Below are 17,202 nucleotides of genomic sequence, written 5' to 3'. Positions count from 1 at the left end.
CTCTGCTCCTGCGAGGCGGCGGTGATTTCCTGCACCAGGTCCGAGGTCTTCTGGATGTTGGGCACGATCTCGCTGAGCAGGCTGCCGGCCTGTTCCCTCGTCGATCGAGGTCCGGGGCCGGAGGCCGTACAGGCGCCGCAGCACGCGCCCGGCAGCTACAGCTCCGCGCGGAACGCCTCCGCCGCCTTCAGGAAGAGGTCGTTGCCCTCGCTCTCCCCGATCGACACCCGTACGCCCTCGCCCTTGAACGGGCGCACCACCACACCGGCCCGCTCACAGGCGGCGGCGAAGTCCAGGGTCCGCTCCCCCAGGCGCAGCCAGACGAAGTTGGCGTGCGACTCCGGAACGGTCCAGCCCTGCCGCACCAGCTCCTCGCCCACCCGGCTCCGCTCGGCGACCAGCGAGCCGACCCGGCCCAGCAGCTCGTCCTCGGCGCGCAGCGAGGCGACCGCCGCGTCCTGGGCGAGCTGGCTGACGCCGAAGGGGACGGCGGTCTTGCGCAGCGCGGCCGCCACCGGCTCGTGGGCCACCGCGAACCCGACCCGCAGCCCCGCGAGGCCGTACGCCTTGGAGAAGGTACGCAGCACCGCCACGTTGGGGCGGTCCCGGTAGATCTCGATGCCGTCGGGCACCTCGGGGTCCCGGATGAACTCCTTGTACGCCTCGTCGAGCACCACCAGCACATCGCTCGGCACCCGGTCCAGGAACCGCTCCAGCTCGGCCCGGCGCACCACGGTCCCGGTGGGGTTGTTCGGGTTGCAGACGAAGATCAGCCGGGTCCGGTCGGTGATCGCCGCGGCCATCGCGTCCAGGTCGTGCACCTCACCGGTGGTCAGCGGGACCTTCACCGAGGTCGCGCCGCTCACCTGCGTGATGATCGGGTAGGCCTCGAAGGACCGCCAGGCGTAGATGACCTCGTCCCCCGGACCCGAGGTGGCCTGGAGCAGCTGCTGGGCCACACCGACCGATCCGGTACCGGTGGCCAGGTGCGGGACCGGCACGCCGAAGCGGTCCGACAGCTCGTTCATCAGCCCGGTGCACGCCATGTCCGGGTAGCGGTTGAAGCTGCCCGCCGCGGCGAGCGCCGTCTCCAGGACCCCCGGCAGTGGCGGGTAGGGGTTCTCGTTGGAGGACAGCTTGTACGCGACCGGTCCGCCGGCCGCGGCGGGCTTGCCCGGCACATAGGCGGGAACGCCGTCCAGCTCGGCGCGCAGCTTGGGGCTCGTATCGCTCACCGCAGGTCCTCCTCGACCGTCCGTCCACATCAATACTGCTCACCTTATGAGGATTGGGCGCCGCTGCGAATGGCCTGGGCGCGGAATCTCCCGCAGTGCCGGGAATGGCCCCCGCCGCGGCGCTCCCTCGCGGGGCTCTCCAGGGGGGAGCGCTTCCGGTTCCGGCGCGCGCCCGTGTCTCACGCCGTGGCGCGCGTCCCCCGAAGTGGTGACTTGAGACCTCTTCGAGACATCGACCATTCAGCAGGCCTCCGGCCATCCATGCCTGACACACCAATGCCCAGGCCGCCAATCCCCTTTCTTTGCAAGGGATTTGATGGCTGATGATCATGCAGAAACGTGCCAGCCAATGGGTGCATATGCGACCGGACCGACCGCCCTCCGGAGCCCTACTATCGGCTCGCCATGACAGCAGCAGGGAAGCACCAGGTGAGCCGGACGGAGACCCCCCGGCGCAGCGGCCGGCCAGGACGGGCGGGCATCCGCGACGTGGCCGCCGCGGCCGGCGTCTCGATCACGACCGTCTCCGACGCGCTCAACGGCAAGGGCAGGCTCCCGGACGCCACCCGCAGCCATGTCCGCGAGGTCGCAGAGCGCTTGGGCTACCGCCCCTCCGCCGCGGCCCGAACCCTCCGTACCGGCAAGTCGGGGCTGATCGGCCTGACCGTGACCACGTACGGGGATGAACCTTTCACCTTCACCGAATTCGCGTACTTCGCGGAGATGGCGAGAGCCGCGACCTCGGCGGCGCTCGCCCGGGGCTACGCCCTCGTGATCCTCCCCGCCACCTCCCGGCACGACGTCTGGTCGAACGTCGCGCTCGACGGGACCGTCGTCATCGACCCCTCCGACCAGGACCCGGTCGTCACCGAACTCGTCCGCCAGGGGCTCCCCGTCGTCTCGGACGGCCGCCCGGCCGGGACGCTCCCCGTCACCGCCTGGGTCGACAACGACCACCGGGCCGCCGTGCTCGACCTCCTCGACCACCTCGCCGCCGCCGGGGCCCGCCGCATCGGCCTGCTGACCGGCACCACCACCGACACGTACACCCGGCTCTCCACCACCGCCTACCTCCACTGGTGCGAGCGGGTCGGCCAGGACCCCGTCTACGAGTCCTACCCGGCGCACGACCCCTGCGCGGGCGCGGTCGCCGCGGACCGGCTGCTCGCCCGCCCGGACCGCCCCGACGCCGTCTACGGGCTCTTCGACCCCAACGGGACCGATCTCCTCGCGGCGGCCCGCCGCTACGGCCTGCGGGTCCCCGAGGACCTGCTGCTGGTCTGCTGCAGCGAGTCCACCGTGTACGCGGCCACCGAACCGCCCATCACGACGCTCTCGCTGAAGCCCCGGCGCATCGGCACCGCCGTCGTCCAGCTCCTCATCGACGCCATCGAAGGGGTGGAGCACGACGGACCGGTGGAGCAGGTGATACCGACGGAGCTCATCGTCCGGACCTCCTCGCAACGCCGTCCGCCGCGCACCACGGTCAGCGCGCCACGATCCCCCAGCAGGGACTGATCATCTCTTTTCGGACCAATCGGCCGGTGAACCGTATGTGCGCCCGGATTCACCACCCCTGGTGCATCACACAGATCGATCCGCATTCCTATGATGGGCGCACGACACCGCGGACCACCTCTACCAGGCAGGGCCCGTCAGGTGTACGGCGGCGCGACGGTGGTGGAGGGGTCGATGACTCAGGGGGCCGGTCAGGAACCCGTGGTGCGGACGGCGACGTTGCGTGACTTCAGGGTTCCGCCGTACGCGCAGACACCCGTACCACCGCAGACGCCCGGCGCGGCGCCGCACCCGTCACCTCCCCCACGTGCGCCGGAGCCGCCCGCCCCGGCGCCGCACACCTCCGCGCCACCGCATCCGCCCGCACCGCCTGCCCCCGCCCACCTGCCGCACCCCGGCAACGTGGCCGTCGGCGACGAGCCCCCGGAGGGGTACACCCCCACCGAGCGCGACCTCCCCGTCATCAACCGCGGCGACACCGTCCAGGTGCAGGCCGTCCCCGACCCCCGCCCCGCCTCCGGGGAGGGGCGCGGGCCGCTCTTCGTCGTCGGCGACGTCCACGGCTACCTCGACGAGCTGGTGGCCGCCCTCGCCGCCCAGGGCCTGATCGACGCCGACGGCAACTGGGCCGCGGGCAACGCCCGTCTCTGGTTCCTGGGCGACTTCACCGACCGCGGCCCCGACGGCATCGGGGTCATCGACCTCGTCATGCGGCTCTCCGCGGAGGCGGCCGCAGCGGGCGGCTACTGCAAGGCCCTGATGGGCAACCACGAACTGCTGCTCATCGGCGCCAAGCGCTTCTGCGACACCCCCGTCAACTCCGGCGCCGGCACCGCCACCTTCCAGGCCGCCTGGCTGCTCAACGGCGGCCAGAAGAGCGACATGGACCGCCTCCAGGACGTACACCTTCAGTGGATGTCCCGGCTCGACGCGGTCGTCGAGGAGGACGGGCATCTGCTGATGCACTCCGACACGACGGCCTACCTCGACTACGGCTCCACCATCGAGGACGTCAACGACACCGTCACCGCCATCCTCACGCGCAACGACGCCGACGAGTGCTGGGACCTCTTCCGCAAGCTCACCAAGCGCTTCGCCTTCCGCGACGAGGGCGGCGCCGAAGCGGTGCGCGAGCTGCTGACGACGTACGGCGGACAGCGCGTCGTCCATGGTCACAGCCCCATCCCGTATCTCCTCGGCGAGGTCGGCACGGAGGACGGCGAGAAGGGTTCGGGGCCGGTGGTGAACGGCCCGCACGTGTACGCCGACGGGCTCGCCATCGCCATGGACGGCGGAGTGACCATGGCCGGAAAGCTACTGGTCGTCCAACTTCCCCTGCATGACTGACCCCTGACAGGGAAGACGCTTCTGGATCGGGCCGCGCCGATCGTCGGGCCTATTTCGGGAACACCCTGTCACCGCGCGCCGTGAGCGCTCTACCATCGGCTCATCAGTAGCAGGCTCTCCTCCGTTTCCGCCCGATCGCCCGGTCAACGCGGGTTGCCGGGCCCGACGGAGCATCGGGGGATGCAGATGACAAGCGCTCCGCACCTGCAGGCCGAGGACGGTCCCGAGTACGCGCGGATCCTGGGTGACGCGCTGCGCCACGCCCACGAACGCCCGGACCTGGAAGGCGTCGGCGACCGGCTCAACACCGAACAGCTGCGCACGATGGCGCTCAACGCCACGGCGCTGATCACCGCGGCCGCGGCCACCGAGTACGAGCACTACGTGAAGGCCCGCGCCGAGCTGCGCACGGCCAGCGCCACCGTCCCGGAGGGCGAGCAGTACGCCGACGCCTCCTCGGTGGCGGGGCCGGGCGCCGGCATAGGAGCGGTCCTCACGGTCCTGACGCCGCTCCTCGCGGGCACCGCCGCCGTGATCTTCCTGCTCGTCGGCTATCTGCTGAAGGCGGTCAGCCCCTCGGTCGCCTTCGGCACCACCATGGTCGCGGCCGGGTGGTTCTTCGCGGCCGTCGCCGCCGCGGCCATCCTGGTCGCCGCCGTGGGGCTGCTCGTCACCGCCCTGCGCAACGGCTCGACCTCACTGGCCGCCGAGGACGAGGAACAGGGGCTGCCGGAGGAGGTCGCACGGGCCCGGGAGGCCTGGCGGCACGCCCTGCTGGAGCGCGGCATCCTGCCGTTCCTCCGGGACGCCCTGGCCGACCCGGCCGCGGGCCGCGCCGCGCGGACCCCGCACCGCTCGCCCAACCGCATCCCGAAGGTCGGCTACAGCAGGCCGGACTTCTCCGGCCCGGAGGACGGCCCCTCGGCCGGACCCCGGCCGACGTTCACGAGCCCCGACTTCACCAGCCCGGACTTCGGCGGCCCGGACCACCGGCCGGAGTAGGCGCGAGCCCGGGAGCCCTCGGGCCCCGAAACGCCACAGGCCGGGGCGGCGAGTGCCGCGCCCGGCCTGTGCGATGCTCCGGCCCTGGCGGAGCGGTGGATCAGCCTGCCTGCGGAGCCAGCTTCGGGTTGGCACCGTACTGGTTCGGCTCCTGCTTGCCCTCCGAGGCGAGGAAGACGATCAGGACGATGCCGCCGATCAGCGTCAGCGCGATCAGCAGCCACCAGCCCGAGCGGCCGGTGTCGTGCAGGCGGCGCACGCCGACGGCGAGCGACGGGATGAGGACCGCGAGGAGGTAGACGTAGTACAGGATGTCCGTGCCGATCGCCGCGCCGATGATCGACAGGACGATGGCTATGACGAAGTTGACGAGCGCGAACATCCAGTACTCCTTGCGGCGCGCGCGACCGCTGAAGCCTGCGTAGTTCTTGAGTACGTCCAGGTACCAGTTCACTGTGTTCCCCTCCCCGGGCCCCCGTGTGAGGGCCGACAAATTTCAGCCAAGCAACCGGAAAGTAAGGCACAGATAAGGAAAGGGTCAAGCCCAGCTGACACAGCGGCGAAACGTACATCCAGCTGCCACACGACTGTGTCCATACTGTCGCCTGACAACGGGCTGAACCGTGGCAGACGGCTACCAAGCGGGCAAGCTGCCTATAAGGGAGCGGTTCTGGCTGGATGTCACCGGCCGGCGGCCCCGGACGCGGGAAGCCCCCGACACCGGCCGAGGTGTCGGGGGCGAAGAGGCGGTCGGCGAGCCTAGTCGGCGATCGGCAGGTAGACCCGGTTCCCGGCGGCCGCGAACTCCTTCGACTTCTCGGCCATGCCCTCCTCGATCTCCTCCTGCGAACCGCCGTGCTGACGGCGGATGTCCTGGGAGATCTTCATCGAGCAGAACTTCGGTCCGCACATGGAACAGAAGTGCGCCGTCTTCGCCGGCTCGGCGGGCAGCGTCTCGTCGTGGAACTCCCGGGCCGTGTCCGGGTCGAGGGCCAGGTTGAACTGGTCCTCCCACCGGAACTCGAACCGCGCGTCGGAGAGCGCGTCGTCCCACTCCTGCGCGCCCGGGTGCCCCTTGGCGAGGTCGGCCGCGTGGGCGGCGATCTTGTAGGTGATCACGCCCGTCTTCACGTCGTCCCGGTTGGGCAGCCCCAGGTGCTCCTTGGGTGTGACGTAACAGAGCATCGCCGTGCCCCACCAGGCGATCATCGCGGCGCCGATGCCCGAGGTGATGTGGTCGTAGGCGGGCGCGACATCGGTGGTCAGCGGGCCGAGCGTGTAGAACGGCGCCTCCTCGCAGATCTCCTGCTGGAGGTCGATGTTCTCCTTGATCTTGTGCATCGGGACGTGCCCGGGGCCCTCGATCATCGTCTGGACGCCGAACCGCTTGGCGATGGTGTTCAGCTCGCCCAGCGTGCGCAACTCGGCGAACTGCGCCTCGTCGTTGGCATCCGCGATCGACCCGGGGCGCAGTCCGTCACCGAGGGAGTAGGTGACGTCGTACGTCGCGAGGATCTCGCAGAGCTCCTCGAAGTGCTCGTAGAGGAACGACTCCTTGTGGTGCGCGAGGCACCAGGCCGCCATGATCGAGCCACCGCGCGAGACGATGCCGGTCTTACGACGGGCCGTCAGCGGGACGTACGGCAGGCGCACCCCGGCGTGCACCGTCATGTAGTCCACGCCCTGCTCGCCCTGCTCGATGACGGTGTCCTTGTAGATCTCCCAGGTCAGCTCCTCGGCCCGGCCGTCCACCTTCTCCAGGGCCTGGTAGAGCGGGACCGTACCGATCGGCACGGGGGAGTTGCGCAGCACCCACTCGCGGGTGGTGTGGATGTTACGGCCGGTGGACAGGTCCATGACCGTGTCGGCGCCCCACTTGGTCGCCCAGGTCATCTTGTCCACCTCCTCCTCGATGGAGGAGGTGACCGCCGAGTTGCCGATGTTGGCGTTGACCTTCACCAGGAACCGCTTGCCGATGATCATCGGCTCGATCTCGGGGTGATTGACGTTGGCCGGCAGCACGGCCCGGCCCGCCGCGATCTCCTCCCGTACGGTCTCGGCCTCGACGTTCTCCCGGATCGCGACGTACTCCATCTCCGGGGTGATCTCACCCCGCCGGGCGTACGCGAGCTGAGTGACGGGGCGTCCGTCGCGGCTGCGGCGCGGCTGGCGGGGCCGGCCGGGGAAGACTGCGTCCAGGTTGCGCAGCCCGCCGCGCGGCGTGGTGTGCTTGAGCCCGTCGTCCTCGGGACGGACCGGGCGACCCGTGTACTCCTCGGTGTCGCCGCGGGCGATGATCCAGTTCTCCCGCAGGGGCGCGAGGCCCCGGCGGACATCGGTGTCGACGGCGGGATCGGTGTACGGCCCCGAAGTGTCGTACAGGGTAACGTCCTTGCCGTTGGTGAGGTGCACCTGTCGGACCGGCACCCGGAGGTCCGGGCGCGAGCCCTGGACGTACCCCTTGTGCCAGCCGATGGACTTCCCGGCCTCGTCGTCGCGGGTCCCGTTGTCCGGCGTCGTGCCGTTCGGCGTCCCGTCGCTCTGTTTCGAGGCAGGCGTGCGTGCGTCCGCTGTGGTCATGAGACCTACTCCCTACGCCGGCATTACCCGGTAACAGGTTCGGCGGTCGGCGCAGCGTGTCCCGTACGGATGTACGGCGGTCAGCGCCCTCTCAGCCCGGTGCTCCGAGCTCCCGCGTGTGCAAATGTGCCTCCACGCTAGCGTCCTTTCCGGCGAGCTGAACAGAGGGCGCCCCTGTTCTTGCGATGATCGCCCCGTGACCTCCCCTCAAAGCGACCCCGCCCCCCAGCCGCCGCCCCAGGGCCACACCCACGGCCACACGCACAGCCACGGACCCGCCGCCCCGGTCTCCAAGCACCTGCGCAAGGTCATCGCCGCCGTACTGATCCCGTTCGCCACGGCCGTCGTCGTCGGCCTCATCGCGTTCTGGCCCGGCGGCGTCCCCGACCACGAGCGCACGGGCGTCGGATTCGACCGGCAGACCCAGGACGGCAAGGTCGTCCAGGTCGTCAAGGTCGACTGCGCGGACGTCAACGCCGCACAGGTCCCCCCGACCGGTGACACCTCCACCCCCTCGGGCCGGGAGGCCGTCAACGAGCAGGAGGGGGAGTGCGCGAAGGCGACCATCGAGGTGACCAGCGGCGACGACAAGGGCCGTACGTTCGTCGAGGTGGTCCAGCCGGACGCGCCCCGCCAGCTGCGCGAGGGCCAGGGTGTCGTCGTGGCGTACGCCCCCGACGCGCCCCGCGACCTCCAGTACTCCGTCACCGACGTGAACCGGAAGATCCCGATGGCCCTGCTGGCCGCGATCTTCGCCCTGGCGGTCGTCGCGGTGGGCAGACTGCGCGGGGTGATGGCGCTGGTGGCGCTGGCCGTCTCGTTCGCCGTACTGACCCTGTTCATCCTGCCGGCGATCCTGCAGGGATCGAATCCGCTGGTGGTGGCGGTGATCGGGGCCAGCGCCATCATGCTGGCGGCGCTCTACATGTGCCACGGGGTGACGGCCCGCACATCCGTCGCGGTCATCGGCACGCTGATCTCGCTGCTGCTGATCGGGCTGCTCGGCTCCCTGTTCATCGGCTGGGCGAGTCTGAGCGGCAACACCGACGACAACACCGGCCTCATCCACGGGCTGTACCCGGACATCGACATGAGCGGTCTGCTGCTGGCCGGCGTCATCATCGGGTCGCTCGGGGTGCTCGACGACGTGACGGTCACCCAGACCTCCGCCGTCTGGGAACTGCACCAGGCGGACCCGCAGATGGGTTGGCGCGGGCTGTACCGGGCAGGTATCCGCATCGGACGGGACCACATCGCCTCGGTCGTGAACACCCTGGTGCTGGCGTACGCGGGCGCGGCGCTGCCGCTGTTGCTGCTCTTCTCCATCGCTCAGAGCAGCGTGGGGACCGTGGCCAACAGCGAACTCGTCGCCGAGGAGATCGTCCGTACGCTGGTCGGCTCGATCGGTCTGGTCGCCTCGGTGCCGGTGACGACCGTGCTCGCCGCACTGGTGGTCTCCGCGGACCGGCCGGGCGCCTCCACCTCCTCGTCCACGGCCGCAGCCCCCGCACGGACCGGCAGGGGCCGTCGCCGTAAGGCGTGAGAGGCGTGCGGCGGGGGTGTGCTCGCCGCTCAGCCAGCGTTCTGCTCCTCGGCGAGGATGCGGCCGAGCGCTTCCTCCAGGTTCCCGTCGAAGTCACCCAGCGTGTGCTCCTGGCCGAGAGGCACCAGCTTGTCGGTCCGGTCGAGAAACGCCACCAGCGGTGCCGTACCCGCCCGGAACAACGCGCGGTCCGCGCCGACCTGAAGACGGATGTGCACATCGCCGAGGCCCTCGGGCTCGGTCGGCCCGATGTGCACATCGCCGTCGCCACTGGGGCTGTTGAGCCCGTCCAGCAGCAGCTCGCGACCGAATGCCCAGGTCACAGGGGCATCGCCGGGCAGATGGAACGTCATCCGGATGGCATAAGGATCCGCCACCTCGTACCGGAGCTCCACCGGAATACGGAACGAGAGCTCCTCGGAGACGAGGAAGCTCATCATGACCTCTGCTTGAACCGACTCGCGCATCGTTCAACCCCGCAGTAGATGAAACTGGCCAGGAATGATCCCCCATGGCCCTATTGACGCCATCGTGGTGCACGCGATAGCAGATCACAAGGAGTGATTTTTCAGATACTGATAGAGAACACGAACGAACGCAAGAGGCTCGCCACTTCGCCACGTAGCTGTTCGACTGCGGGCAGCAACCGTTCTTCCTGGTCCAGGGGTACGGAAATGGCCATGGCCGCAATGGTGGCACCGGCCGTGACGGGAATGGCGGCACAGACGGTCCCCAGTGCGTACTCCTGGCGTTCGATGACCGGTTCACCCCGGCGCAATGTCCGCAACCGTTCCAGAAATGCCGCGCGATCTCGCACTGAGTAACGAGTGAGGGGCCGAACGGGGTGCCGGTCGAGATGATCCTCGCGTTCCTTCTCGTCGAGCTGGCCGAGAAGGCACTGTCCGATCGCGTGTGCGTGGCCGGTCTCCCGGAAGGAGGCCCACTCGTCGACCGCAGGGGCGTCGGGAGCGTCCGCGACCGCGATGAGCTCGATCTCACCCTCGCGGTAGACCGCGCAGTACACCGGGGCCCCGATGGCGTCCCGCCAACGCGCGAGGGAGTCGGTGACGGCGGAGGGGCGGCTTCTCGGGCCCTGGGCCGCGGTCAGGTTCTCGGCGGCCGCGCCGAAGTGGAAGACGCCGTTCTCCCGGCGGAGATAGCCCTCATGGGTGAGGGTGCGCAGCAGGTGGTACGCGGTCGGCAGCGGTAGCCCTGCCTCACGTGCGAGTTGCTTGGCGGGCGCCCCGTCCCGATGGGTGCCCACAGCCTCCAGCAGCCTCAACGCCCGCTGAACCGAACCGATCAACGTCGGGACAGCGGTACTCGATGCCGTGGTCAAAGGTCACCCCCAGGCATGGTGACGGGCCGTCAGCCCTCCCGTGGAGGCCGCCCCCACGGGGCTGCCGCACCAACGACCGAACTGTCGTACAAACCACTGGTCACTCGGTCGGTTCGGTGACAGAAGGTCACATTCCAGATGGCGGCAGCGTTATGTCACTGTATCGGCCGTCCCCGGAAGGAGGGGGTTTTCCTCCTGGACTTAGCTCAGCTGGGCTAATCCGCAGGCCTGTGCGCACCCCCGACCCCGCACGGGCCCGCGGCGGCCCTGCTACCAATCACCACGCGAGGACGAGGAGGACATGAACTTGCGTACGACGAAGATCAGACCGCCGACCAGCACGACGAAGATCAGCGCCTTGAAGAGCAGGCTGATCACGAAGCCGATCACGCTGGCGATCAGACCGCCGAACACGAAGATCGCGATGACGGGCACCGCGATCCACTTCACCCACCAGGGCATCCCCGCGTATATCTCCCGCACGGCCATCGCCATCTACCTCGTCTCTCTGGGTTCCTGCCTCGATGCTAAGGGCGCGAGGGACCCCGGCGGGGGCCTCGCAGCCCTTGAAGACCCCTGATCGAACCCTTAGGGAACCCGGGGTTCAGCCCTCCGGAGGCGGGTTCAGCCCTCCGGAGGCGAGAAGACGACCATCACCCGCAGATCCTCGGTGATGTGGTGGAACTTGTGGGTCTCTCCGGCCGGCACATAGACGACGCTCCCCCGGCCGACCTGCGTCGTCTCCGTCCCCACCGTGATCGACGCCCGGCCGCTGACGACGAAGTACACCTCGTCCTGCTGGTGCGGCTGCTGCGGGTCGAGCGCCCCCGCGTCCAGGGCGTACAGGCCGACGGACATGTTCCGCTCCCGCACGAACTGCAGGTAGGCGCCGTCGTTGGCGGCTCGTTCCGCCTCCAGCTCGTCCAGTCTGAATGCCTTCATGACCCGTCCGCCCCTTGTGACCCGTACTACCGGTTCCGCGTGCGCTGTCGGTGTCCACCACCGATCATGTCTGCCACGATCAGACACATGAAGAATTTCGTAGTCAAGACGATCGCCAACGCGGGTGCGCTGGCCGTGGCCATCTGGCTGATCGGGAACATCACGCTGGAGGGCGGCTCCACCGGCCGCAAGGTCCTCACGCTGATCCTGGTCGCGTTGATCTTCGGCCTGGTGAACTTCCTGGTCAAGCCGGTGGTCAAGCTCCTGACGTTCCCGCTGTTCATCCTGACGCTCGGGCTGATCACCCTGGTGGTCAACGCCCTGATGCTGCTGCTGACCTCCTGGCTGGCCGGGGTCTTCGACCTCAGCTTCCACGTCGAGGGCTTCTGGACCGCGGTACTCGGCGCCCTGATCATCTCGGTCGTCTCCTGGGCCCTCAACATGGTCCTGCCGGACGAGGACTGAGCCCTGGTCCCGCCGCCGGACGAGGACCGGGTCCGGCTCCCCCTGGCCGCCTGACAACTTACGGAGCAGCATGAGCACCATGGGCGACGGAACGCGCGCGGTACGCGCTGGGCTTCCCGAACCGGAGCAGTACGGACCGCCCCTCCCCGGGCCGGTCTTCGCCGCGCACTTCCACCTCTCCGGCGAGCCGGTGGGCCCCTACACCTACGGCCGGGACACCAATCCGACGTGGACCCATCTGGAGCGGGCCATCGGCGAGCTGGAGGCTCCCGGCGAGGACGTGGCCACCACGGTGTTCGCCTCCGGCATGGCGGCGATCACCGCCGTGCTGCTCTCCCAGGCCCGTGCCGGGGACACGGTGGTACTGCCGGACGACGGCTACCAGGCGCTGCCGCTCGTACGGGAGCAGTTGACGGCCTTCGGCGTGGAGGTCCGGACCGCGCCGACCGGCGGCGATGCCCAGCTGGCGCTGCTGGAGGGGGCGAAGCTGCTGTGGATCGAGAGCCCTTCCAACCCGGGCCTCGACGTCTGCGACATCCGCCGGCTCGTGGCCGCCGCGCACGAGGCGGGTGCGCTGGTCGCCGTGGACAACACCCTGGCCACCCCGATCGGCCAGCTCCCGCTGGAGCTCGGCGCGGACTTCTCGGTCGCCAGCGACACCAAGGGCATGACCGGGCACGGTGACCTCCTGCTGGGCCATGTCACCTGCCGTGACCCCGAGCTGGCCGCCGACGTACGGCGCTGGCGCAAGGTGGGCGGAGCGATTCCGGGCCCGATGGAGGCCTGGCTCGCCCACCGCTCGCTCGCCACGCTCCAGCTGCGCGTCGACCGGCAGTGCACCACGGCTCTGGCACTGGCCGAGGCTCTGGCCGAGCGGGCCGAGGTCACCGGGCTGCGGTACCCGGGGTTGCCCTCCGACCCCTCCTACGGGACCGCCGTGCGTCAGATGCGCCGCTTCGGTTCGGTGGTCTCCTTCGAGCTGGCCGACCGGGAGGCGGCGGAGCGCTTCCTCGCCGCACTGCGACTGGTCGACGACGCGACGAGTTTCGGCGGCGTACGGTCCACCGCCGAGCGCCGGGGCCGCTGGGGCGGCGACGCCGTGCCGGAGGGGTTCATCCGCTTCTCGGTCGGCGCGGAGGACCCGGAGGATCTGCTGGCGGACGTCGAGCGGGCGCTGGACGAAGCCGTCCGCTAGCGTCGGCCGGGCCCGGGGGCGTACGCGATGACAGGGGCGTGCTGCGGGCGCCTGAGGTCCCAGGGGCCGCCGGGAGTTTCAGACGGCGCCCCACGGGCCACCCTCTTGCCATGACCGAACGCCCAGTGGTCAAGCGCACCGCACGCGCCATCCTGCTCGACGGCGACGACCTCGTCCTCATCAAGCGCACCAAACCGGGGGTCGATCCGTACTGGCTCACCCCCGGCGGCGGGGTCGAGCCGGAGGACGCCACCGTCGTCGACGCCCTGCGCCGCGAGGTCGACGAGGAGCTCGGCGCCAAGATCGTCGATGTGGTGCCCTGCTTCGTCGACACCGTCGAGCACATCGCGGACGGCGGCGTGGCGGGGGTGAAGGTCCAGCACTTCTTCGTCTGCCGGCTCGCGTCGATGGACGTCACCCGGCGGCACGGCCCGGAGATCGAGGAGCCCTGCGGGGAGTACGAGATCGTCCGGGTGCCGTTCAGCCGGGTCGGGATCGCCGCCGTCCACCTCGTACCGCTCTCCCTGCGCCACTACCTGGACGGCAACATCGAGGGCGTACGGGCGATGCACGCCCCCGACCTCAGCTGACGACCCCAGGCGCCCCGAACGCGGCCGGACTTCATGTTTCACGTGAAACCGGAGCGGCGGGCGCTGGGGATCTCGGCCAGTTCCGCGAAACCGGTGGACGGGCGATCATCGCGTCGGACAGCCTGGCCCCATGCACAGCCCATCACCCCTGCCCCTCGTCGACCTGCCCGTACGGCGCCTCACCCGGGGAGACCTGGTCTCCTGCGCCGATCTCAGCGAGGACCGGGGCTGGCCACGCGACGAACATCGGTGGGGGCTTCTCCTCTCCGCGGGTACGGGGTACGGAATCGCGGAACCCGACGGGAGGGGCCTGGTCGCGGCCTGCGTGGTGACGTCGTACGGGCCCCGCCTGGCGGCCGTCGGCATGCTGCTCGTCGCGGGACGCCACGCCCGCCGGGGGATCGCCCGCCGGCTCATGAGCCACGTGATGGCGGAGGTCGGGCCCATTCCGCTCGCGCTGTACGCCACACCCCAGGGGCAACGCCTCTACGAGGAGCTCGGCTTCACCCACGTGGGCCGGACCGAGCGGGTCCTCGGCAGGTTCCGGGCGGAGGCCCAGGGCAGGGCTCCGGCCTCAGCCGTGACCACGCGCCCGGCCGCCGCCGACGATCTGCAGACGATGGTCCGGCTCGACCTGCCGGTCTTCGGTGTCGACCGGACGCACATCATCGCCCGGCTCCCGGCCTTCTCCGACCGGCTCCGGGTCGCGGAGGAGAACGGCGAGCTGACCGGTTACGCGGCCCTGTGGCCGAGCGGCGACGCCCATGTCGTCGGCCCGCTCATCGCGCGCGACACGGCCACCGCGAAGGCCCTTGTCACCGCGCTGGCCGCCACGACGGACCGGCCGCTGCGGGTCGATGTCGACGCGCGCCACGAGGAGCTGTTCAGCTGGCTGGTGGAGCGCGGTCTTGAACCGGGCTCCCGGACCGCGGTGATGACGTACGGCGTCGCGGACCTACCGGGCGACGCGAGCCGCCGGTTCGCCCCGCTCACCATCGCGACGGGCTGACGCGCGAGCGGCCACGCCGCCGCAGGGCGGTCCGGCCGCTCGCCGTCCGGGATGCCGGGCCGGGCTCGGCGTCCCGGCTCCACGCTCAGTGCCGGGCCGTGACGGCGACCGGCCCGGAGGTGCTCCCGGCGACGATCCGGCCTTCGGCCGCGGCGGTACGGCGCTCCAGCAGGCTGGAGACCACGGCCAGGGCCAGGGCGGACGCGGCGAGGACCGCGCCGACCCAGTTGGGGGCGGTGTAGCCGAGTCCCGCGGCGATCACGAGGCCGCCGAGCCAGGCGGAGAGGGCGTTACCGAGGTTGAAGGCCCCGATGTTGACCGCGGAGGCCAGGGTGGGAGCGCCCGCCGCCTGGTCGAGGACCCGCTTCTGCAACGGAGGCACGGTCGCGAAGCCCAGGGCACCGATCAGGACGAGGGTGACGGCCGCGGCGGCCTTGTTGTGCGCGGTCACGGTGAACAGGCCGAGGACAAGGGCGAGCCCGCCGAGCGAGACGTACAGCATCGGCATCAGATGGCGGTCGGCGAACCTTCCGCCCACCAGGTTGCCGCCCACCATGCCGAGGCCGAAGAGGACCAGCAGCCAGGTGACGGAGGAGGCCGCATAGCCGGCGACCTCGGTCATCATCGGGGTGATGTAGGTGATCGCGGCGAAGACCCCGCCGAAGCCCAGGACGGTCATGGCCATCGCGAGCAGGACCTGGACGTTGCGGAACGCGGCCAGTTCGTGGCGGATGCGTACGCCTTCGGGCCTGGGCTGCTCGGGGACGAGCCTGGCGACACCGAGCAGCCCGACCACACCGAGGAGGGCCACGATGCCGAACGTGGTCCGCCAGCCGGCGGACTGTCCGATGTAGGTGCCGAGCGGGACGCCGACGACGTTGGCGACGGTGAGTCCGGTGAACATCATGGCGATGGCCCCGGCCTTCTTCTGCGGGGCGACCAGATCGGCCGCGACCACCGAGCCGATGCCGAAGAAGGCGCCGTGCGCGAGGGAGGCGACCACCCGGCCGGCGAGCATGACGCCGAAGACGGGGGCGAGGGCGGAGACCACGTTGCCCAGGATGAACAGCCCCATGAGGAGCATCAGCATCCGCTTGCGGGTGACCCGGGTGCCCAGAAGCGTCATCAGCGGCGCGCCGAGGACGACGCCGAGCGCGTAGCCGGTCACCAGGAAGCCTGCGGTCGGGATCGAGACCTGGAACTCCGCGGCGACCTCGGGGAGCAACCCCATGATCACGAACTCGGTCGTCCCGATGCCGAATGCCCCGATGGCCAGGGCGAGGAGCGCGAGCGGCATGGGTTTCCACCTTCTCTGAAGATTGCACCTGCACTTTACGAGCGGTGACAATAATTGCAGACGCAGGCTAATTGCAAGCGCGGGCTATTGCAGGCGTCCCCTATCCTGGAACCACGCAGCTCCGCACGGAGGAGAGACCATGACCGCGACCGACCCCGCCCTGACCGCCCTCGCCCAGGGCTGGTGCGCCCTCTCCCTGCTCCACGGGAAGATCGAGGCCCGCATCGAGCGCGCCCTCCAGTCGGGCCACGGGCTCAGCGCGCGCGAGTACGCACTGCTCGACGTGTTGAGCCGGCAGCACAGCGGCCCCGGCGGTCATCTCCAGATGAAGCAGGTCGCCGACGCCGTGGTGCTCAGCCAGAGCGCCACCACCCGTCTGGTCACCAGGCTCGAGGACCGGGGGCTGCTGACGCGGTATCTGTGCGACACCGACCGGCGGGGCATCTACACCGATGTCACCGAGGCCGGCCTCGCCCTGCTCGCAGAGGCCCGGCCGACCAACGACAGCGCCCTGCGGGCGGCGCTGGACGAGGCGTCGGAGAACCCCGAGCTCGCCCCTCTGGTCCGGGCGGTCGAAGAGCTGAAGGCCCCGGCCTGACAACTGTCCCGGCCCGACGACCGCGCGACGCGTACTCTGCCGATCATGAGCGACCTTGAGATACGCCCTGTTGCCGAGTCCGACCTCGACGCCGTGGTGGCCATGCTGGCCGACGACCCGATCGGCGCGCAGCGCGAGTCGCCGGACGACCTCACCCCGTACCGCGCCGCGTTCCGACGGCTGGCCGACGACCCGAACCAGCACGTCGTCGTCGCCGTCCGCGCGGACCGCGTGGTCGGGACCCTTCAGCTGACCGTGGTCCCCGGGCTGTCCCGGCGCGGCGCCACCCGCGCGATCATCGAGAGCGTCCGCATCCACGCCGACGAGCGGGGCAGCGGGCTCGGTACACAGCTGATCCAGTGGGCGGTCGACGAATCACGCCGCCAGGACTGCCAGTTGGTGCAGCTGACCTCGGACGTCACCCGCGAGGACGCGCACCGCTTCTACGAGCGGCTCGGGTTCACGGCCAGCCATGTAGGTTTCAAGCTCGCTCTCTGACCGACAACGGCCGGTGGGGTGGGTGTTTCACGTGAAACACCCAC

General features: G+C 70.2%; 18 protein-coding genes and 1 riboswitch. Of the genes, 10 read left to right on the top strand and 8 right to left on the bottom strand.

Annotated features, from left to right (window positions below; translation table 11 throughout):
* Positions 1-155 precede the first annotated feature (155 nt).
* A complete protein-coding gene (gene hisC, locus AB0917_RS28310; protein ID WP_366822518.1) occupies positions 156-1,235 on the bottom strand; it encodes a histidinol-phosphate transaminase in 1,080 nt (359 codons plus the stop codon).
* A 405-nt stretch (positions 1,236-1,640) separates the two neighbouring features.
* Here hisC and AB0917_RS28305 point away from each other — a divergent pair, with 405 nt between their 5' ends.
* The 3 genes from AB0917_RS28305 to AB0917_RS28295 all read left to right on the top strand — a co-directional run bounded on the left by AB0917_RS28305 (position 1,641) and on the right by AB0917_RS28295 (position 5,102).
* Positions 1,641-2,753: a LacI family DNA-binding transcriptional regulator gene (locus tag AB0917_RS28305; RefSeq protein WP_076967683.1), complete on the top strand. Its 1,113-nt coding sequence runs from the start codon at positions 1,641-1,643 to the stop codon at positions 2,751-2,753.
* Positions 2,754-2,927: 174 nt separating this feature from the next.
* Positions 2,928-4,100 carry a metallophosphoesterase gene (locus tag AB0917_RS28300; RefSeq protein ID WP_366822517.1) on the top strand — a complete coding sequence of 391 codons (1,173 nt, stop codon included), beginning with the start codon at positions 2,928-2,930 and terminating at the stop codon, positions 4,098-4,100.
* A 180-nt stretch (positions 4,101-4,280) separates the two neighbouring features.
* A complete protein-coding gene (locus tag AB0917_RS28295; RefSeq protein WP_366822516.1) occupies positions 4,281-5,102 on the top strand; it encodes a hypothetical protein in 822 nt (273 codons plus the stop codon).
* A 100-nt stretch (positions 5,103-5,202) separates the two neighbouring features.
* Here the strand turns inward: AB0917_RS28295 and AB0917_RS28290 are convergent, their stop codons facing one another.
* Complete coding sequence (locus AB0917_RS28290; RefSeq protein WP_366822515.1) at positions 5,203-5,556, bottom strand: DUF805 domain-containing protein; 354 nt, start codon at positions 5,554-5,556, stop codon at positions 5,203-5,205.
* A 305-nt stretch (positions 5,557-5,861) separates the two neighbouring features.
* Positions 5,862-7,682, bottom strand: a complete 1,821-nt coding sequence (thiC, locus tag AB0917_RS28285) for a phosphomethylpyrimidine synthase ThiC (RefSeq protein WP_366822514.1) — start codon at positions 7,680-7,682, stop codon at positions 5,862-5,864.
* Positions 7,675-7,808: riboswitch (TPP riboswitch) on the bottom strand. It overlaps the preceding gene by 8 nt.
* A gap of 70 nt (positions 7,809-7,878) precedes the next feature.
* Between thiC and AB0917_RS28280 the strand changes: the two genes are divergently transcribed.
* Entirely contained in the window at positions 7,879-9,225 is a 1,347-nt protein-coding gene (locus tag AB0917_RS28280) for a YibE/F family protein (RefSeq protein ID WP_366822513.1), read from the top strand.
* Positions 9,226-9,254: 29 nt separating this feature from the next.
* On the opposite strand, the gene AB0917_RS28275 is transcribed toward AB0917_RS28280, so the two are convergent.
* The 4 genes from AB0917_RS28275 to AB0917_RS28260 form a co-directional block, all read right to left on the bottom strand.
* Positions 9,255-9,692, bottom strand: a complete 438-nt coding sequence (locus AB0917_RS28275; protein WP_015609883.1) for an SsgA family sporulation/cell division regulator — start codon at positions 9,690-9,692, stop codon at positions 9,255-9,257.
* Positions 9,693-9,793: 101 nt separating this feature from the next.
* A complete protein-coding gene (locus AB0917_RS28270) occupies positions 9,794-10,564 on the bottom strand; it encodes a helix-turn-helix domain-containing protein (protein WP_366822512.1) in 771 nt (256 codons plus the stop codon).
* Positions 10,565-10,834: 270 nt separating this feature from the next.
* Positions 10,835-11,047: a DUF5326 family protein gene (locus tag AB0917_RS28265; protein WP_366822519.1), complete on the bottom strand. Its 213-nt coding sequence runs from the start codon at positions 11,045-11,047 to the stop codon at positions 10,835-10,837.
* A 141-nt stretch (positions 11,048-11,188) separates the two neighbouring features.
* On the bottom strand, positions 11,189-11,506 hold the full coding sequence (locus AB0917_RS28260) for a cupin domain-containing protein (RefSeq protein WP_366822511.1): 318 nt from the start codon (positions 11,504-11,506) through the stop codon (positions 11,189-11,191).
* A gap of 87 nt (positions 11,507-11,593) precedes the next feature.
* On the opposite strand from AB0917_RS28260, the gene AB0917_RS28255 reads away from it, so the two are divergent.
* From AB0917_RS28255 to AB0917_RS28240, 4 genes are all read left to right on the top strand, one after another.
* The gene (locus AB0917_RS28255; RefSeq protein WP_366822510.1) at positions 11,594-11,971 is read left to right on the top strand and encodes a phage holin family protein; all 378 of its coding nucleotides are present in this window, start codon (positions 11,594-11,596) and stop codon (positions 11,969-11,971) included.
* Positions 11,972-12,041: 70 nt separating this feature from the next.
* Positions 12,042-13,166 carry a cystathionine gamma-lyase gene (locus tag AB0917_RS28250; protein ID WP_366822509.1) on the top strand — a complete coding sequence of 375 codons (1,125 nt, stop codon included), beginning with the start codon at positions 12,042-12,044 and terminating at the stop codon, positions 13,164-13,166.
* A gap of 110 nt (positions 13,167-13,276) precedes the next feature.
* The gene (locus tag AB0917_RS28245; RefSeq protein WP_366822508.1) at positions 13,277-13,756 is read left to right on the top strand and encodes an NUDIX hydrolase; all 480 of its coding nucleotides are present in this window, start codon (positions 13,277-13,279) and stop codon (positions 13,754-13,756) included.
* 130 nt (positions 13,757-13,886) lie between these two features.
* Positions 13,887-14,765 (top strand): GNAT family N-acetyltransferase, encoded by an 879-nt coding sequence (locus AB0917_RS28240; RefSeq protein WP_366822507.1) that lies wholly within the window; start codon positions 13,887-13,889, stop codon positions 14,763-14,765.
* Between the two features lie 85 nt (positions 14,766-14,850).
* Here the strand turns inward: AB0917_RS28240 and AB0917_RS28235 are convergent, their stop codons facing one another.
* Positions 14,851-16,062, bottom strand: coding sequence for an MFS transporter (locus tag AB0917_RS28235; RefSeq protein WP_366822506.1), 1,212 nt, complete (start codon positions 16,060-16,062; stop codon positions 14,851-14,853).
* Between the two features lie 139 nt (positions 16,063-16,201).
* Between AB0917_RS28235 and AB0917_RS28230 the strand changes: the two genes are divergently transcribed.
* Positions 16,202-16,660, top strand: a complete 459-nt coding sequence (locus AB0917_RS28230; protein WP_366822505.1) for a MarR family transcriptional regulator — start codon at positions 16,202-16,204, stop codon at positions 16,658-16,660.
* Positions 16,661-16,705: 45 nt separating this feature from the next.
* Positions 16,706-17,158 (top strand): GNAT family N-acetyltransferase, encoded by a 453-nt coding sequence (locus AB0917_RS28225; protein WP_366822504.1) that lies wholly within the window; start codon positions 16,706-16,708, stop codon positions 17,156-17,158.
* Positions 17,159-17,202: the final 44 nt, after the last annotated feature.

Source organism: Streptomyces sp. NPDC007346, assembly GCF_040703535.1.
GTDB lineage: Bacteria > Actinomycetota > Actinomycetes > Streptomycetales > Streptomycetaceae > Streptomyces.
Note: the sequence above shows the minus strand (reverse complement) of the source record. Positions and strands in the feature narration are given on the sequence as shown.